The organism is Streptococcus cristatus (assembly GCF_001588905.1).
Classification (GTDB): Bacteria; Bacillota; Bacilli; order Lactobacillales; family Streptococcaceae; genus Streptococcus; species Streptococcus cristatus_N.
This window is the reverse complement of the sequence record NZ_LAWH01000026.1, coordinates 25,197-42,209: the sequence shown is the minus strand read 5'-3', so window position 1 is coordinate 42,209 and position 17,013 is coordinate 25,197. Positions and strand designations below refer to the sequence as shown.

Below are 17,013 nucleotides of genomic sequence, written 5' to 3'. Positions count from 1 at the left end.
GAATGAGTGTCTCATCCGATAAATCCGTTTTCATTCAAATTATCTTATGGTACAATAAACTCATGCACAAGAAAACAGTTATTGATTTTAAAGAACTGGGTCGGCGCTTGATTTTCAGCCAGCCCATCAAAGAGCTCAAAACACGCGAGTTGTCCGAAGTCAGAGCGATTCTGCACGAGATAGAGGACTGGCAGAAAAAGGGATTTTATGCAGTCGGCTATGTCAGCTACGAAGCTGCCCCCGCTTTTGAGGAAAAACTACAGGTCCACAAAGCCCCTCTGCTGGGCGAGTACCTGATTTACTTTACCATTCATGACAGAGCTGATGAAGCCCCATTCCCTTTGGCTTACGACGAGGTAGAAATGCCAGCGCAATGGCAGAGCCTGACGACAGAGCAAGAGTACGAAAAGGCCATTGGAACCATTCACCACCATATCCGTCAGGGCGATACCTATCAGGTCAACTACACGGTGCAACTAGGCGCAGAGCTTAATCCACAGGACAGCTGGGCTATTTACAACCGTCTAGTCGTTGAGCAAAACGCCGCCTACAATGCCTACGTAGAGCACGATCATCAGGCAGTCTTATCCATCAGTCCTGAGCTCTTTTTCGAGGAGCACCGAGGTGAGCTGACAACGCGGCCGATGAAAGGGACTACCAATCGCGGTCTGACGGTCGCTGCGGACTTAGAACAGGCTAACTGGCTGAGCCAGGATCCTAAAAATCGAGCGGAAAATATGATGATCGTTGATCTGCTGCGCAACGACATGAACCGCATTTCAGAGATTGGCAGTGAACGGGTCGAACAGCTGTGTCAGGTCGAGCAGTATTCCACTGTCTGGCAAATGACCTCCACCATCAAAAGCCAACTGCAGCCCGATATTGGTCTAGGAGAAATTTTTGATGCCCTCTTTCCATGCGGCTCTATCACAGGCGCTCCAAAGATTTCGACCATGGCTATCATCAAGGTGACTGAAAAAGCCGCACGCGGTGTCTATTGTGGTACAGTTGGCATCTGTTTGCCAGACCAGAGACGGATTTTCAATGTGGCCATCCGCACCATTCAGCTTGAGGCTGGCAAAGCTATCTATGGTGTTGGCGGTGGCATCACTTGGGATAGCACTTGGGAAGCCGAGTATATCGAAACCCAGCAAAAATCCGCTGTTCTTTATCGGAAAAATCCGCAATTTGACCTGATTACGACAGGGAAGATTGAGCAAGGTCAACTGACCTTCCAAGACCAACATCTGAAGCGTCTACGAGAATCCGCCCGTTACTTTGCTTATCCATTTGATGAGGAAAAACTGAAGGTAGAGTTAAACCAAAGCCTAGCAGAACTGGATCCAAGTACGGACTACCGCTTGCGGATCTCCATCGCAAAATCTGGAAAAGTGACCTGCAAGCTAGATAAGCTACAGGCACTCCCAGAAGCTTTCTGCAAGGCTATTCTCGTTCCACAAAATGCCGATTTGCAGCAGCCTTTCACCTACTTTAAAACCAGCTATCGGCCACATTTAAACCTAGGTCAGCAGGAGCAGATTTACTACAATTCCCAAGGGCAGCTGCTAGAAAGCTCCATCGGTAACCTAGTTCTCCAATTAGACGGCCACCTCTACACGCCACCAGTCGAGCTAGGCCTTTTGAATGGCATCTATCGCCAGCATCTCTTGGCAACAGGTCAGGCCACAGAAAAAATCCTCAGCTTAGACGACTTGACATCAGCAGAAAAAATCTACGCCTGCAACGCAGTACGAGGCCTTTATGAATTGGAAATAGATGATTGAGGCTGGGACAAAAGTCCTAGCCTCTCAATTGTCTTTGGATTGTCGAGCAAGACGCAGTGGTTGAGTGGGCTCTACTACGCTGATTTTATCAGCTTTTACAGCCCTACTCAACTGTGCGGAGGTGGGACGACGAAATCGAATTCTAACGAATTACCGATTTCTGTCCCACTCTCTTTTCTTGTACTATTTTTAGAGATTTAATCTCTATTTATAGGACAAGATAGAATGAATTGACAAGGCAAGCTCGTGCAAGGTAGAATGATTTTAAGTGAATCTTTCTTTTTTTATGCAAAAATGTAAGCGATTACCTTTTGAAAGGAGCGACTAGGGAGGAGGCAGCAAGTGCACGAAAAAAGAAAAGAAGAGAAGGAGTTAAGGTAAAAATGCAATTTGATAAGAAACAAAGATTTAGTATCCGTAAGTTGAGTTTAGGCGTTTGCTCTGTTTTGGTAGGGATAGCGCTGTTTGGGGCTGGTCATGCTTTAGCAGAAGAAAATAGCCCAGCAGCATCACAAACTACTACTAGCGTCCTTGCCAAGGAGGAAGCTCGGACGGAAGCAGCAGCTGAAGAGACGAAAGTCAGTGAAGCACCTGTCGAGGCTGTCCAAGGTCTAGCGACAGAAACTGAAAAGCAGGCTCTTGCCTCCGAAGCTCCAGTAGCTGAGAGCAAGGAAGTGACGGCTGGCAAGGAAAAAGAAGTCAAGGAAGAAGCGCCTACCAGCAGAGAGACAAAAGTCGTAGAGGACTTACCAAGTCAGGAAGATAAAAAGCTCAAACCGAAAGAAATCAAGTTTGATACTTGGCAAGAACTGCTTGACTGGAAGCCGGGAGCTCGTGAAGATGACGAAATCAACCGGGCTAGCGTGCCTCTGGCTGAGCGTTATCAGGGGCACCAAATCAACCAGCAAGCCAATCCAGAGGCGAAAGTACAGGCTCTGTCCAATATGAACTCTAAAGCCAAGGATCATGCTTCCATTGGGGGCGAGGAATTCAAGGCCTATGCTTTCGATTACTGGCAATATTTGCATTCTATGGTGTACTGGGATGGTTTAGTGCCGACACCAGATGTTATTGATGCGGCCCATAGAAATGGTGTGCCAATCTACGGGACCCTCTTCTTCAATTGGTCGTCAAGCGCTAAGGATCAAGAACGCTTCGCAGAAGCCTTGAAAGAAGATTCTGAAGGCTCAAAGACCTTCCCAATTGCTCGTAAATTAGTCGAGTTGGCTAAATATTATGGCTATGATGGCTACTTTATCAACCAGGAAACGACAGGTAGCCAAGTAGAGCCACTCGGTCCCAAAATGCGTGACTTCTTGCTCTATACAAAAGAGTATGCACGTTCTTTGAATTACCCCGTTAAATATTCTTGGTATGATGCCATGACCTATGAATATGGTCGTTACCATGAAAATGCCCTTGGCGAATATAATTATCAATTTATGCAGCCCAAAGATGGAGAAAACCCAGTGGACACCTTCTTTGCCAACTTTAACTGGGGCAAGGCAGAGACAGACTACTCCATCAGTACGGCAAAATGGATCAAACGGGATCCTTACGATGTTTTGGCGGGGATAGAGCTGCAAAAGGGTGGCTCTTACAAGACTAATGTGGACTGGGATGCGATTTTGGACGAAAATGGCAAACTTCGTCTGTCTTTAGGTCTGTATGCGCCTGATACGATTACCGGTTTAGGTAAGACAGGTGAGGGCTATCATACTCATGAAAACTATTTCTGGACAGGCTTCCAAGGCGATCCTAGTAAGGGTAAACCAGCAGACCAATCTTGGTATGGAATGTCCAACTTGGTGGTTGATAAAACAGCTATCACCAAACCCGATTTTAATACTTCCTTTAATACTGGACACGGGAAACGTTGGTTTGTAGATGGAAAAGTTTCTAAAGATGGAGAATGGAACTATCGTTCTGTGTCTGGTTTCTTGCCGACCTGGCGTTGGTGGATTCAGCACTCAGAAGGTAGTGCGCCGCTCAAAGGACGCTATGACTTTGACGAAGCGTACAACGGCGGAAATTCACTGGCTTTTGAGGGCGACTTGGCTGCAAATAGCAACCAGAATGTCATGCTCTACTCGACCAAGATTCCAGTTAGTGATAAGACCAAGCTGACCCTGACGCATAAGGGCGGCCAAGGAACAAGCACTTGGGTAGCTCTTGCGACGAAGCCAGACTATTCTGAGTACGAGTGGAAAGAGCTCAGTCCGAGCAAGGACTGGAGGACAGAGACCTTTGACTTATCTTCATTAGCTGGTAAAACTATTTACGGCGTGAAAATGTACTTCGACCATGACCAGGATGTCAAGGACTATAAGTTTAACCTAGGTCAATTGTCCATCTATTCTAATCAAGAGAAGCCAGCTGCACCAAAAGATGTGGTGGTCAAGGCCAAGCGTCTTCAAAATGCGCAGGAAGCAGAAGCCTTGTTGCAGTTTAAAGGTAGTGCAGATGCGGATTACTACGAAATCTACGAGAAAGACGGCGACCAATGGCGTCTAGTGACAGGAACCTCTAACACATCAGCTTATTTGGCTAAGGTGAGTCGTTCAGCTAATGCCAAGGGCAGCAAGCAAGAGTTGAAAGTCGTTGCAGTAGGAAAGAATGGTTTGCGTTCAGATGCTGGGACAGTTGACTTTGACTGGGGTATGCAGGTTTCTGATACAAGCTTGCCAAAACCTTTGGCAGAAAACGTGGTGTTGGGTGCAAAAGTAATTGGTACAACTTTCTCTGATGCGGATGGTAGCGAAGGCGTCGAAGGAATGCTGAATGGCACCATTACCAGTTTGTCAGACAAGTGGTCTTCTGCCCAACTCAGTGGTACGGTAGATATTCGTTTGACTCAGCCTCGGACAGTGACTCGCTGGGTTATGGAGCATGCTGGGGCAGGCGGAGAGTCTGTCGATGATGGCAAGATGAATACACGCGACTTTGACTTGTATTATAAGGATGAGGCGGGCGAGTGGAAACTAGCCAAGGCCGTTCGTGGCAATAAAGACCATGTGTCAGATATCGTCCTAGATAAGCCAATTCGAGCACAAGACTGGCGTTTGGATGTCATTACAGCCGACAATGGAACTCCATGGCGGGCAATCCGGATCTACAACTGGAAGATGTATGAAAGCTTGGATACGGAAACAGCTAACGTGCCGATGAAAGATGCTGCTGCGCGGGTTCTTGGAAATGGACATGTCCAAGTAGGCTTCAAAGATGTGCCAGCTAAGACGACGGTATCCCTCTATGACAGCAGCGATGCGACAAAACCGATTGCAACTATGACGGCGGATAAAGACGGCAATCTCATCTTCAAACCACTTGCTTTTGCTAAACTCCCTAGCCTCTTGTATTACCGCTCACAAGTAGCTGGTAAGGATATTAGTAATGTCTTAGCTATTGAAGTACCTAAAGAAGATAAGGAAATTTCGAAGGTTGAGCTTGAAACAGCACCAGAAAGAAAAGTCTATCGTCAAGGAGATGCTCTGTCTCTGAAAGGTGGTACAATTCGTGTCAGCTTTAAGGATGGCCAGCCAGACCAATTGGTTCAACTTTCAAACAGTGGGGTGGAAGTGACGGGCTATGATCCATCTAAGCTAGGAGAGCAGCATTTGCAACTGTCCTATCTGGGACAAAAACTGGATCAAGTGCTGACAGTCTTTGTCGTTAGTCATAGCGAAGCAGGCGAGAAGACTCCGGTAGGCCTAGAAGTAATCGAAAAACCTAAAACAGAATATATCGTGGGAGAAAGCCTTGAGACTACAGGAGGACGTTTCCGTCTGGTCTTTGATGATGAAACAACCGAAGAGCATACTTTTGATGAAGCAGGTGTGCAAGTCTCAGGCTATGATAGTCACAAAGAAGGCCGTCAAACTATTTCGGTCAACTATCGTGGTGTGACGACAACGTACGATGTCTTTGTATCACCAAAACCAGCCTTAAACGATGAATATCTGAAGCAAAAGCTAGCAGAAACAGCGAGTGTTCAAAATAAGGTCGACTTCAGCTTTGCGACTCCAGAAGTCAAAGAAGCCTTGCTCAAGGAAATTGCATCTGCTGAGCAGATTATAAAAGATCACGATACAAGTACACAAGACCAAGTCGATGAAAGTCTAGCAAAACTGATTCAGGCATTTAAGGCTTTGGACGGACGCAAGAATTTTTCGGACAAGACAGCTGAATTGGATACTTTGACCAAAGAAGCGCAAGCCTTGCTGGAACAAAAACCAAATCATCCGTCAGGCGATGCCCTCCTCAGCTTGTTGAGCAAGAATAAAGACTTGTTGGCTTCAGCTGAAGTGACACCAGCTTCACTTGAAACCGCCAAGGCCTCTCTGCAAGCCCTCATTGCCCAGCTTCAGGAAGATAAGCCAGCTGTATTTGTGGATGAATCTACGGGTGTGGAAGTTCAATTCTCAAACAAGGAGTCAACTCCAATCAAGGGCTTGAAAGTAGCAGTTGTTGAGCCAAATGCTGCCGAAAAAGAAGCCTTGGGTGGCAGACTTGGTAAGGTTTATGATGTGGCAGGAGTGGATAAAGACGGGCACGACGTTGCTACTCAGCACACTAGTCTGGTTAAAATACCTGTAGAAGCTAGCAAAGAAGTCGAGCAAGTTCTTTCCTTCGTAGACAATCAGCCAGGCCAGCCTCTTGACTTTGAGCGTGTCGGTGATACAGTTGTCTTCACAGCGTCTCACCTTGCTCACTATGCTGTGATTTACAAGGCTGAAAAGAGTGATTTGCCAGGACAAGATAATCCAGCAGAAACTCCAAAACCAAGTCAACCACAGGGACCAGAAACTACTCAGCCAGCAGGGGAAAATAAACCAGCAACTGAAGGACAAAAATCAGAGCTAGGTCAGACAAAACCAAGTGTTGAAGTCGAAAAAGCAGATCTGGGTCAAGGAAAACCAAGCGCTGAAGCTGAAAAATCTGAAAGAGGTCAGAAAGCGCAAGAACTACTGGCACATTCTAAGGAGTCAGGCTTGGCAACAGCTTCACCAGAGCGGGCAGAGGCTCCTAAGGCACCTCAACTTCCGAAGACAGGTACATCTACTAGCCTTTTGGTTGCTGCATCAGGACTTTTAGCCCTTGTTGCTAGCTGGCTTCTATTCATACGAAAAAAAGAGGACCAATAATTTAGCGCTTTTGTCTAGTTTAGAAAAGTAAGCTTGACAAATCGTTAATCTTAGATTAAGTGAAATGCTCTCTCTGAAAGGCAGCTAGAATTTCCTCTTAGCAGCAGTAGGACAATTTAATCAAAAACTCGGAGAAGACTATTTAGTCTTCTCTTTTTTGATTTTGGTGGCTTATCTAGCTTGCCTCAGGCTTTCAGACGAGATGAATAGAGCAAAATAGCTCGACGATTCTGATATCTGTTTTAGTAACAATTTGCCTTATAAAAATATGGCTCTAGATTTAATCTATTTGTCATTTAACTATAGAATCTTGCGGAGACAATATTGATGAAAGGAGGGGGATAAACTATAATAGAAGAAAAAGAAATCGCTTACATAACAAAGCGGAACATTTTAAAAGGAGATTTTATGATGATCTTTAATAGAAAGCAACGTTTTTCTATTCGGAAACTTTCAATCGGAGCAGCATCTGTCCTAGTCGGATTTTGTTTAGCAGGACAAGTCGTTTCAGCTGATGAGGTACAAGCAGCGCCTACAAGTATTGTAGCTACGACAGGACCGGCTGTAGCCAGTGCAGGAGAAGGAGTGCAGGAAGTTGCTCCTGTGGAAGCCCAGACTAGCAGCGAGTCCTTGCCAGAAGCAGTTGCTAAAAATAGTGAGGAAGTTAAGCCTCAAGCTGTGGCAGCAGAGGCCCCAGCAGAAAAACCAGTAACAGAGGAGCCAAAACTAGATACAGTCGCTGAAAGATCAGTGACTGCAGCAGAAAGTGCTTCTACGAATTCTGATGAGTCAAAGGCAACTCTACCTAGTGAAACTCCTAAAACGGAGAAAGCTAGTCAGGTCGATGAAAAGCTGGCTATGCGGAAAATGGTTTCGATTGATGCTGGCCGTAAGTATTTTAGCCCTGAGCAACTGAAGGAAATCGTAGACAAGGCGAAACGCTTTGGCTTCACGGACATGCATTTGCTGGTGGGGAATGATGGTCTACGCTTCCAATTGGATGATATGTCCTTGACTGTTGGTGATAAGACTTATGCCAGCGAGGATGTCAAGAAAGCCATTGAAAAAGGAACCAATGCTTATTACAATGATCCAAATGGTAATCACTTGACACAAGCTCAAATGACGGACTTGATTGACTATGCTAAAAAGCAAGGTATCGGTCTCGTTCCGACCATCAATAGCCCTGGTCACATGGATGCTATCTTGCATGCTATGAAGGAGTTGGGCATTCAAAATCCAAACTTTAACTATTTTGGCAAGGAATCTGCACGGACAGTTGACCTAAACAATCAGACTGCTATTGATTTCACCAAGGCTTTGATTGACAAGTATGCAGGCTATTTTGCAGGGAAAACGGACATTTTCAATATTGGTTTGGACGAGTATGCCAATGATGCGACCAATGCTAAAGGTTGGCAGGTTCTGCAGGCAGACAAGTACTATCCAGGAGAAGGTTATCCAGAAAAGGGCTACGAAAAATTCATCGCTTATGCCAATGACCTAGCTAAAATTGTTAAGAGTCATGGCTTGAAGCCAATGGCCTTTAATGACGGTATTTACTATAATTCTGACCAAACTTTTGGCGAGTTTGACAAGGATATTATTGTTTCTTACTGGACTGGTGGCTGGGGCGGCTATGATGTAGCTTCTTCTAAACTTTTGTCTGAAAAAGGCCATCAAATCTTGAATACCAATGATGCTTGGTATTATGTCTTGGGACGCAATGCGGATGGCCAAGGCTGGTACAATTTGGATCAAGGCTTGAAAGGAATTGCCTCCACTCCAATTACCAGCGTTCCTAAATCAGAAGGGGCAGATATTCCGATTATGGGAGGCATGGTAGCTGCTTGGGCTGATGAGCCTTCTGCTCGTTTTTCTGCATCTCGACTTTATAAATTGATGCGCCGTTTTGCGGATCGCAATGCAGAATATTTTGCAGCTAATTACCAAGATGCAGCTGCAGAGTTAGAAGCTATTCCAAGTGACTTGGCAGCTAAATATACAGAGGAAAGTATTGCTCGACTCAAGGAAGCTGAAAAAGCGGTTAGAGCCTTGGATGAAAACCTGAGCCGCGCGCAACAAGGCACCATCAATCAGGCTGTTGCTGAGCTAAAAGCAGCCCGTGAAAATCTAAAACCAACAGAAGCTTATCAAAAGATTTTGGACAAGCAAGCAGAACGTGAAAAAGTAGCTAAGAGCAAGGTCATTTCCATTGATGCAGGCCGTAAATACTTCTCGCTAGATCAGCTCAAGAGAATTGTCGACAAGGCTAGTGAGTTGGGCTACTCTGATGTGCACTTGCTGGTCGGAAATGACGGTATGCGCTTCATGCTGGATGATATGACTATTAAAGCCAATGGGAAGACTTACCAGAGTGACCAAGTCAAGGAAGCTATCACTGAAGGTACTAAATCCTACTACGATGATCCAAATGGAAATGCTCTGAGCCAGAAAGAAATGGATGAGTTGATCAGCTATGCCAAACAAAAGGGCATCGGGGTGATTCCAGCGCTCAATAGTCCTGGTCACATGGACGCTCTACTGGTGGCTATGGAAAAATTAGGCATTCAGAACCCGCAGGCTTATTTTGACAATCTTTCTAAGACCACTATGGACTTGGAAAATGAAGAGGCAAAAGCCTTCACCAAGGCCTTGATTGGCAAGTACATGGACTACTTTGCAGGAAAATCAAAGATTTTCAACTATGGTACAGATGAGTATGCCAACGACGCGACCAATGCTCAGGGTTGGTATTATCTGAAATACTATAACCTCTATGGCAAGTTTGCAGAATATGCCAACACGCTTGCTGCTATGGCTAAAGAGCGAGGCCTTCAGCCAATGGCCTTCAACGATGGCTTCTACTATGAAGCCAAGGATGATGTTGAGTTTGACAAGGATGTCTTGATCTCTTACTGGTCTAAGGGATGGTGGGGTTATAACCTCGCATCACCTCAGTATCTAGCAAGCAAGGGCTATAAATTCCTCAATACCAATGGGGACTGGTACTATATCTTAGGACAAAAACCGGAAGATGGTGGTGGTTTCTTACAGAAAGCACTTGAAAATACTGAAAAGACACCATTTAACCAACTAGCCTCTACCAAGTATCCAGAAGTATCTCTCCCAACAGTCGGTAGCATGCTTGCTATCTGGGCAGATAGACCACAGGCTGAGTACAAGGAAGAAGAGATTTTCAAATTGATGACAGCATTTGCTGATCACAATAAAGACTACTTCAAGGCCAACTATGAGTCTGTCCGAGATGAATTGGCCAAGGTTCCTAGCGATTTTAGCATCTATACGCCAGAGTCTGTTGCTAGTCTGAAGGCTGCCCAAGCTGATATCGACTGGGAATTGAATCGGAATAAACAGGCTGAGGTAGATAAACTGGTCGCTAAACTTCAAGCTGCGCGTGAAAATCTGAAGCCACTTAGCCACAATGGTAGCACAGCCCAGGATGAGAAAGCTGCTTTAGTTGAGGATAAGCCATATCTGGATATCCAAACAGAAGAGCTTGATTTTGAGACAAAAGAAATATTGAATCCAGATCTTGAAAAAGGCCAACGAAAAGTTGTTCAGACAGGAAGCAAGGGCGAAAAAATGAATCTTGTGGAAGTATCTGCACTAGATGGCAGCCGAAAGGTTGTTGAGTCTTCCGTTTCTAAAGCACCAGTGGATGAGCTAGTAGAAGTGGGCACTAAGGAAACGAAACCTAGTCTTGGTCAAATCGAAGTGCCAATCGTTCAGCCTGCTCCATCAGTGACTCCTCTTGTCAAAGATAAGACAGCTGAGCGCCCAGTAACCCCAGCAGCTTCAACTATTTCAGCACCTTCAGCAGAGCAGAAAGTAGCTGAGACAAAGGTTGCTAAATCTTCAGAGGCAGCTGTTTCTAAAGCCGCTAAACTTCCTCAAACTGGAACATCATCAGCTTGGACGATGACTTTACTAGGCACTGTCTTGGCCTTCCTTGGCTTAGCTGGAAGCAAGAAAAAGGAACAATAATCCTTCTGACGGATTATCTATGATCTATCATTCGGGCTTGGCGTGTTAATAGCTGAGCCCGATTGTCCTTGGTTTAGCAAGCAGGATTTCTCTATATCAGTGTAGGGAAATGCGATAAGGATTCTGAAAGGAGCAAAAATGATAGAATTTCAAGACTTTATCGAGCAAGTTTTCAAGGAGCAATATGAGGCTTCTTTTGGTCCAGATATGCTTGAAAAACTTGAGCCCAAGGATTATTATCTGACACGGGAAGAGGAAGGGCGCTTAATCGCCTTGCTCCATGCCCATCAAGTGTTGGAAAATATCCATATCAAGGCTTTAGTGGTAGATGAGGGATACCAGAAAAAGGGCTTGGGAGCTAGTCTGCTGGCAGAATTAGAAGAAAAGGCTGAGAAAGCGGGAGTCAGCAGCATCACCTTGTCCACCAAATCTTATCAGGCCAGGGATTTTTACATCAAGCAAGGCTATGAAATCTATGCCAGTCTGTCAGATGTCCCGCAAAAGGGTATTACCAAATATCATTTTATCAAGTGGTTAAAGTGAGCCATTCTCAATAGATGGAAGTCAATTGCCAATTACCATTAAAGTTTACAGAAAATAAGCCTTGCTAGTCTAGCAAAGCTTATTTTTTAGTTGTCTTCGTCTGGTGTAAGCACCATTGGAATGATAATAGGTTCGCGCTCGGTACTTTCGTAGAGGAAAGGACGCAAGGCGTTGACGATAGCGCCGCTGACAGATTGGACGCTGGCATCTTTATTCTTAAGGGCAATGCGAATGGCATTGAAGAGGATGCGCTGGCTTTGGCGAATGAGATCACCTGATTCGCGCATGTAGATAAAGCCACGGCTGAGAATATCTGGACCGGCTAAAATCATCTTGGACTCAAAGTCAACGGTTGCGACAGCCAGTACCACACCGTCCTCTGACAGGTCTTTGCGGTCGCGCAGGACTGCAGCTCCGATTTCACCAATGCGGTTCCCATCAACATAAATATCTTGAGCGTTGAAGCTGCCGGCAATACGAGCTGAGTCAGCTGTCAGAGCCAGCACATCACCATTGCTCATGATGAAGATATTGTCTTTTGGTACTCCAGTATCAACGGCTAGACCTGCATGGACTTTCTGCATACGGTATTCACCATGGACTGGCATGAAATATTTAGGCTTGATCAAGCGGAGCATGAGTTTCTGCTCTTGCTGACCACCGTGTCCAGAGGTGTGGATGTTGTTAATCTTACCGTGAATCACTTCTACACCAGCTTCGGAAATGATGTTAATCAGCTTGTTCACGCTGGTCGTATTACCAGGGATAGGGCTAGATGAGAAGATGACTGTATCTCCAGGCTGGAGCTGAACCTGACGGTGGGTACCATTGGCAATCCGAGACAGGGCTGCCATCGGCTCACCCTGACTTCCGGTACACATAATCAGCACTTCGCCAGCTGGATAGTCCTTGAGTTCATTTGGCTCGATGAAGGTATCTTTGGGAACCTTGATATAGCCCAGCTCAATCCCGTTGACAATAGCCTTTTCCATGGAGCGACCAAAGACCGCAATCTTACGCCCTGTCTTGACAGCAGCTTCAGCAGCTTGCTGGAGGCGGAAGATGTTTGAAGCAAAGGAAGCGAAAATAATCCGTCCATGAATGCCTTCGATAATCTTCATGATAGACTGTCCAACCACTTTTTCGGAATTAGTAAAGGTCGGAACTTCAGCATTGGTCGAGTCAGACAGGAGGCAGAGGACGCCTTCCTCGCCCAGAGCGGCCATGCGGTGCAAATCAGCTGGCTCACCGACTGGTGTAAAGTCAAATTTGAAGTCACCGGTACAGACAATCTTACCTTGCGGCGTATGGATGACAATCCCCAAAGGTTCTGGAATCGAGTGGGTTGTGCGGAAGAAAGTTGCCTTCAGATTTTTAAAGGTCAACTCTGTATTTTGATTGATTTCATAGAGCTTGGCATCCCGCAAAAGTCCATGCTCTTCTAGCTTGCCACGGATGAGAGCCAGAGCCAAAGGACCAGCATAGATGGGAACATTGGCTTGCTTGAGCAGGAAAGGAATGCCGCCGATATGGTCCTCGTGCCCGTGGGTGATGAGGACAGCTTTTACGCGGTCAATATTTTCTACGATATAAGAGTAGTCAGGAATGACATAGTCAATTCCTAGCAGGTCGTCTTCTGGGAATTTGATACCAGCATCCACAATGATAATCTCGTCTTGATACTCAATTCCGTAGGTGTTTTTGCCGATTTCGCCCAGACCACCGATGGCGAAAACACCAACTTCTTCTTTCTTTAAGTTATATGCCATAGGTTACAACTCCGTCAATTCGAAGGCGCCTGACTCTTTTTCGTATTCCAAATGTTTGTCAGACAAGAGTTCGATAAATTCAATATTGTAAGGAGTCTTTTCTTCGACCAATTTGCGGGCTTTGATGCGACCTTCTAATTCATCGGTTGCTTCTATATCTAAGTAGAGAGCACGTGTTTGTTCACGGCGTGGGCTGCGTTCTTTTGTTTCTTGATAAAAAACTTTGTAAATCATTTTATTTCCTTCCATTTTTCACGATCAAGCTACAGAAAACGACAGCTAATCAGCTGTTTTCTTTTATTTAGTTTTATGAGTAGTAGATTGACCTTGATTCGATATAATTCTAACCAATTATATCATAAAACCAGCTTTTAGTAAAAGACATAGCCGAGAAAATCTTGTGGAGATTTTCAGAAAAGCTTTTGAGGACAATCTGGGTCATCAAATGACTGCCTCTCTCTACCCTTGTCGCTTCTTTTGTAGTATAATAAGGAGCAAACACTCGAGTAAGGAAGAAAATGATGAACATTTTAGCGATGGATACGTCAAATAAGGCTCTATCTCTAGCGATTTTAGAGAATAAGGAGCTCTTGGGGCAGGTGACGCTCAATATCAAGAAAAATCATAGCATTACCCTTATGCCGGCTATCGATTTTCTGATGAATAGTTTGGATATGAAACCGGCCGATTTGGATCGGATTGCGGTGGCGCAGGGACCGGGCAGCTACACAGGCCTGAGAATTGCGGTGGCGACAGCCAAGACTCTAGCCCATACCCTCAAGATTGAGCTGGTCGGTGTATCTAGTCTGCTGGCTTTAGTCCCAGAGCAGGTGGAAGGCTTGGTCATTCCCATCATGGATGCCCGCCGCAACAATGTCTATGCTGGCTTTTACCAGTCGGGTCAGGCTGTGCGGTCGGAAGCTCACCTGCCTTTGGCAGAGGTTTTGGAAATGGCTGGCGCTACTAATCAGCCAGTTACTTTTGTCGGAGAGACAGTAGCTTTTGCGGAGCAGATTGAAGCGACTCTTCCTCAGGCTGCCATTCAGCCGACTTTACCAGAGGCAGCAACTATTGGTCGTCTCGGTTTAGACTTGCCAGCCCAGTCTATTCATGACTTTGTTCCTAACTATCTCAAGCGGGTAGAAGCCGAGGAAAATTGGCTCAAGAACCACCAAGAATCCAGCGATTCTTACATTCAGCGCCTATGATTGAGATGAGAAAATGGAGCGCTAACTCGGATGTGGACGCGGCAGTTCTGGCAGAAGAGCTGGAACAGCTCTTACTTGCAGTCTATGAGGTCAGCCCTTGGACCGCAGGCCAAGTGGAAGAAGTTCTGCGCTCGAATGTAAATAGCTGTGCGCTAGCAGAAGACGAGAGTCAGCTGGTCGGCTTTTTAGTCTGGCAGGAGACCGACTTTGAAGCAGAAGTCCTGCAGATTGCTGTATTGCCTAGCTATCAGGGACAGAAAATCGGGACAGCCTTATTTGACTTTTTGCCAGCAGACAAAGAAATTTTCCACGAAGTGAGGGAGTCCAACAAGCCAGCTCTGCTATTTTACAAAAAAGAAAAATTCGAAGAAATCGCGCGGCGGAAGTCCTACTACCATGCGCCAGTGGAAGATGCGATTGTTATGAAAAGAGAGATTCATGAAAGATAGATATATTTTAGCTTTTGAGACGTCTTGTGACGAGACCAGTGTGGCGGTTCTGAAAAATGAAACCGAGCTTTTGAGTAATGTCATTGCCAGCCAGATTGAGAGCCACAAGCGTTTTGGCGGAGTGGTACCGGAAGTGGCCAGCCGTCACCATGTGGAAGTCATTACGGTTTGTATTGAGGAAGCCTTGGCAGAAGCGGGAATTAGCGAGGAGCAGGTCACAGCAGTGGCCGTTACCTATGGTCCTGGTCTGGTTGGGGCGCTTTTGGTCGGCTTGGCAGCGGCCAAGTCCTTTGCCTGGGCTCATGATATTCCCTTGATTCCAGTCAATCATATGGCTGGACACCTGATGGCAGCCCAGAGCGTGGAGCCCTTGGAGTTTCCCTTGCTGGCTCTCTTGGTCAGCGGCGGCCATACTGAACTGGTCTATGTCAGTCAGGCTGGTGACTATAAGATTGTGGGGGAGACCCGCGATGATGCGGTCGGTGAAGCCTATGATAAGGTCGGTCGCGTCATGGGGCTGACCTATCCAGCAGGCCGGGAGATTGATCAGCTGGCTCATGAGGGACAGGATATTTATGATTTTCCGCGAGCTATGATCAAGGAGGACAATCTGGAATTTTCTTTTTCCGGTCTCAAGTCGGCCTTTATCAACCTGCATCACAATGCCCAGCAAAAAGGAGAAGCCTTGTCTAATCAAGACTTGTCAGCAAGCTTTCAGGCAGCGGTCATGGATATTCTCATGGCCAAGACTAAGAAAGCGCTGGAAAAATATCCAGTCAAAACTCTGGTTGTGGCGGGAGGCGTTGCGGCCAATCAAGGTCTGAGAGAGCGCTTGGCAGCTGAGATTCAGGATGTTAAGGTGATCATTCCGCCACTGCGCCTCTGCGGTGACAATGCTGGTATGATTGCCTATGCCAGTGTCAGTGAGTGGAATAAGGAAAATTTTGCCGGTTTGGACCTCAATGCGAAGCCAAGTCTGGCTTTTGAAACGATGGAGTAAAGGAGAAGAATGCGCGGACAGACATTTAAACAAGGGGCACAAGCGGCAGTGCCAACAGCTCTGGGCTATATTGGGATTGGCCTAGCCTGCGGCATCATGGCAGCGCCTTATATGAATCCCTTGGAGATGGGGTTGATGAGTATTCTGGTTTATGCCGGCAGTGCCCAGTTTGTCATGATTGGCTTATTTGCCCAGCAGGCACCGGTTTTGGCCATCGCACTGACTGTTTTTCTGATAAATATTCGGCATCTTTTGCTCTGTCTGCATGCCTCAACCCTTTTTCGTAAGTCTAGCTTGGCTCAGAATATTGTCATTGGCTCTTTTTTGACAGATGAATCTTATGGGGTCTTGATGGGAGAGCAGGTGTATACAGAAGAGATTGCTGCTAGCTGGATGATGGGTAACAATTTCATGAGTTATGCTTCTTGGATTTTAGGTACTGTTTTAGGAACTGCCCTCGGCGCCCTTCTGCCCAATCCTGAGAGCTTTGGCCTAGACTTTGCTCTAGTCGCCATGTTTATTGGTATTTTCTCCTCTCAATTTACAATCATGCTGCGACGGGTCAAGATAAAGAAGCTCTTTTTAGTCTTAGGTGTAGTGGGCCTTGCCTACTTGCTCCTGACCATGCTGCTTCAAAATTCGCTGGCGGTGCTTTTTGCAACCTTGTTAGGATGTACAGTGGGGGTGATCTTGGATGATAAGTAAGTATATTTTGCTGGCCATTCTTTTGTCAGCCCTGGTCACTTGGATGCCACGGGTTTTGCCCTTTATCCTAGTCAAGTACAAGGGGCTTCCGCCCATGGTAGAGCGTTTCCTCAAATATCTGCCAGTTTCCATCATCTCTGCCCTCATCCTGTCCAGTGTCACCGATGCTAAAACAGGTCAGCTGCCGAGTTTTAAATGGCTGGATTTGCTGGCCGTTTTTCCGACGACTTATGTGGCTTTTAAGTATAAAAACTTAATTGCAACTGTTGTATTTGGCGTAGTCTTGGTGGCCGTACTGCGCTATTTGGCGGGATCTCTTGGACTTTAAAGAAGATACAGGACAGATTGAATCAGTCGATTCGGTCTGTTTTTTTGTCAAATTCTAAGAATTGTCTGAAAATAT

At 46.0% G+C, this 17,013-nt stretch carries 11 protein-coding genes; 9 read left to right on the top strand and 2 right to left on the bottom strand.

What is annotated here, in order from left to right; translation table 11 throughout:
• Positions 1-62 precede the first annotated feature (62 nt).
• The 4 genes from pabB to A0765_RS05265 all read left to right on the top strand — a co-directional run bounded on the left by pabB (position 63) and on the right by A0765_RS05265 (position 11,479).
• Positions 63-1,784, top strand: coding sequence for an aminodeoxychorismate synthase component I (gene pabB, locus A0765_RS05280; protein WP_062005099.1), 1,722 nt, complete (start codon positions 63-65; stop codon positions 1,782-1,784).
• 383 nt (positions 1,785-2,167) lie between these two features.
• On the top strand, positions 2,168-6,928 hold the full coding sequence (locus tag A0765_RS05275; protein WP_081108123.1) for an endo-beta-N-acetylglucosaminidase: 4,761 nt from the start codon (positions 2,168-2,170) through the stop codon (positions 6,926-6,928).
• Positions 6,929-7,339: 411 nt separating this feature from the next.
• A complete protein-coding gene (strH, locus tag A0765_RS05270; RefSeq protein ID WP_062005143.1) occupies positions 7,340-10,936 on the top strand; it encodes an LPXTG-anchored beta-N-acetylhexosaminidase StrH in 3,597 nt (1,198 codons plus the stop codon).
• 138 nt (positions 10,937-11,074) lie between these two features.
• Positions 11,075-11,479, top strand: a complete 405-nt coding sequence (locus tag A0765_RS05265; protein ID WP_062005095.1) for a GNAT family N-acetyltransferase — start codon at positions 11,075-11,077, stop codon at positions 11,477-11,479.
• Positions 11,480-11,565: 86 nt separating this feature from the next.
• Here A0765_RS05265 and rnjA read toward each other — a convergent pair whose 3' ends face one another.
• Positions 11,566-13,248, bottom strand: a complete 1,683-nt coding sequence (gene rnjA, locus A0765_RS05260) for a ribonuclease J1 (protein ID WP_048765385.1) — start codon at positions 13,246-13,248, stop codon at positions 11,566-11,568.
• 3 nt (positions 13,249-13,251) lie between these two features.
• A complete protein-coding gene (locus A0765_RS05255) occupies positions 13,252-13,482 on the bottom strand; it encodes a DNA-dependent RNA polymerase subunit epsilon (RefSeq protein WP_045497905.1) in 231 nt (76 codons plus the stop codon).
• A 287-nt stretch (positions 13,483-13,769) separates the two neighbouring features.
• On the opposite strand from A0765_RS05255, the gene tsaB reads away from it, so the two are divergent.
• Genes tsaB through A0765_RS05230 form a run of 5 tightly spaced genes read left to right on the top strand, consistent with a single transcriptional unit; the run spans position 13,770 to position 16,938 of the window.
• Entirely contained in the window at positions 13,770-14,456 is a 687-nt protein-coding gene (tsaB, locus tag A0765_RS05250; protein ID WP_062005093.1) for a tRNA (adenosine(37)-N6)-threonylcarbamoyltransferase complex dimerization subunit type 1 TsaB, read from the top strand.
• A complete protein-coding gene (gene rimI, locus A0765_RS05245) occupies positions 14,453-14,905 on the top strand; it encodes a ribosomal protein S18-alanine N-acetyltransferase (RefSeq protein WP_062005091.1) in 453 nt (150 codons plus the stop codon). Before tsaB ends, rimI begins: the two co-directional genes overlap by 4 nt.
• Positions 14,895-15,905: a tRNA (adenosine(37)-N6)-threonylcarbamoyltransferase complex transferase subunit TsaD gene (gene tsaD / locus A0765_RS05240; RefSeq protein WP_062005089.1), complete on the top strand. Its 1,011-nt coding sequence runs from the start codon at positions 14,895-14,897 to the stop codon at positions 15,903-15,905. Before rimI ends, tsaD begins: the two co-directional genes overlap by 11 nt.
• A 9-nt stretch (positions 15,906-15,914) precedes the next feature.
• Positions 15,915-16,610, top strand: coding sequence for an AzlC family ABC transporter permease (locus A0765_RS05235; protein WP_062005087.1), 696 nt, complete (start codon positions 15,915-15,917; stop codon positions 16,608-16,610).
• A complete protein-coding gene (locus A0765_RS05230) occupies positions 16,600-16,938 on the top strand; it encodes an AzlD domain-containing protein (RefSeq protein ID WP_062005085.1) in 339 nt (112 codons plus the stop codon). Before A0765_RS05235 ends, A0765_RS05230 begins: the two co-directional genes overlap by 11 nt.
• Positions 16,939-17,013 lie beyond the last annotated feature (75 nt).

Coding starts and splice junctions, on each gene's coding strand:
- A0765_RS05230 (WP_062005085.1), top strand. CDS start 16,600: ATGATAAGTAAGTATATTTTGCTGGCCATTCTTTTGTCAGCCCTGGTC.
- tsaB (WP_062005093.1), top strand. CDS start 13,770: ATGAACATTTTAGCGATGGATACGTCAAATAAGGCTCTATCTCTAGCG.
- rimI (WP_062005091.1), top strand. CDS start 14,453: ATGATTGAGATGAGAAAATGGAGCGCTAACTCGGATGTGGACGCGGCA.
- A0765_RS05265 (WP_062005095.1), top strand. CDS start 11,075: ATGATAGAATTTCAAGACTTTATCGAGCAAGTTTTCAAGGAGCAATAT.
- rnjA (WP_048765385.1), bottom strand. CDS start 13,248: ATGGCATATAACTTAAAGAAAGAAGAAGTTGGTGTTTTCGCCATCGGT.
- A0765_RS05275 (WP_081108123.1), top strand. CDS start 2,168: ATGCAATTTGATAAGAAACAAAGATTTAGTATCCGTAAGTTGAGTTTA.
- tsaD (WP_062005089.1), top strand. CDS start 14,895: ATGAAAGATAGATATATTTTAGCTTTTGAGACGTCTTGTGACGAGACC.
- strH (WP_062005143.1), top strand. CDS start 7,340: ATGATCTTTAATAGAAAGCAACGTTTTTCTATTCGGAAACTTTCAATC.
- pabB (WP_062005099.1), top strand. CDS start 63: ATGCACAAGAAAACAGTTATTGATTTTAAAGAACTGGGTCGGCGCTTG.
- A0765_RS05235 (WP_062005087.1), top strand. CDS start 15,915: ATGCGCGGACAGACATTTAAACAAGGGGCACAAGCGGCAGTGCCAACA.
- A0765_RS05255 (WP_045497905.1), bottom strand. CDS start 13,482: ATGATTTACAAAGTTTTTTATCAAGAAACAAAAGAACGCAGCCCACGC.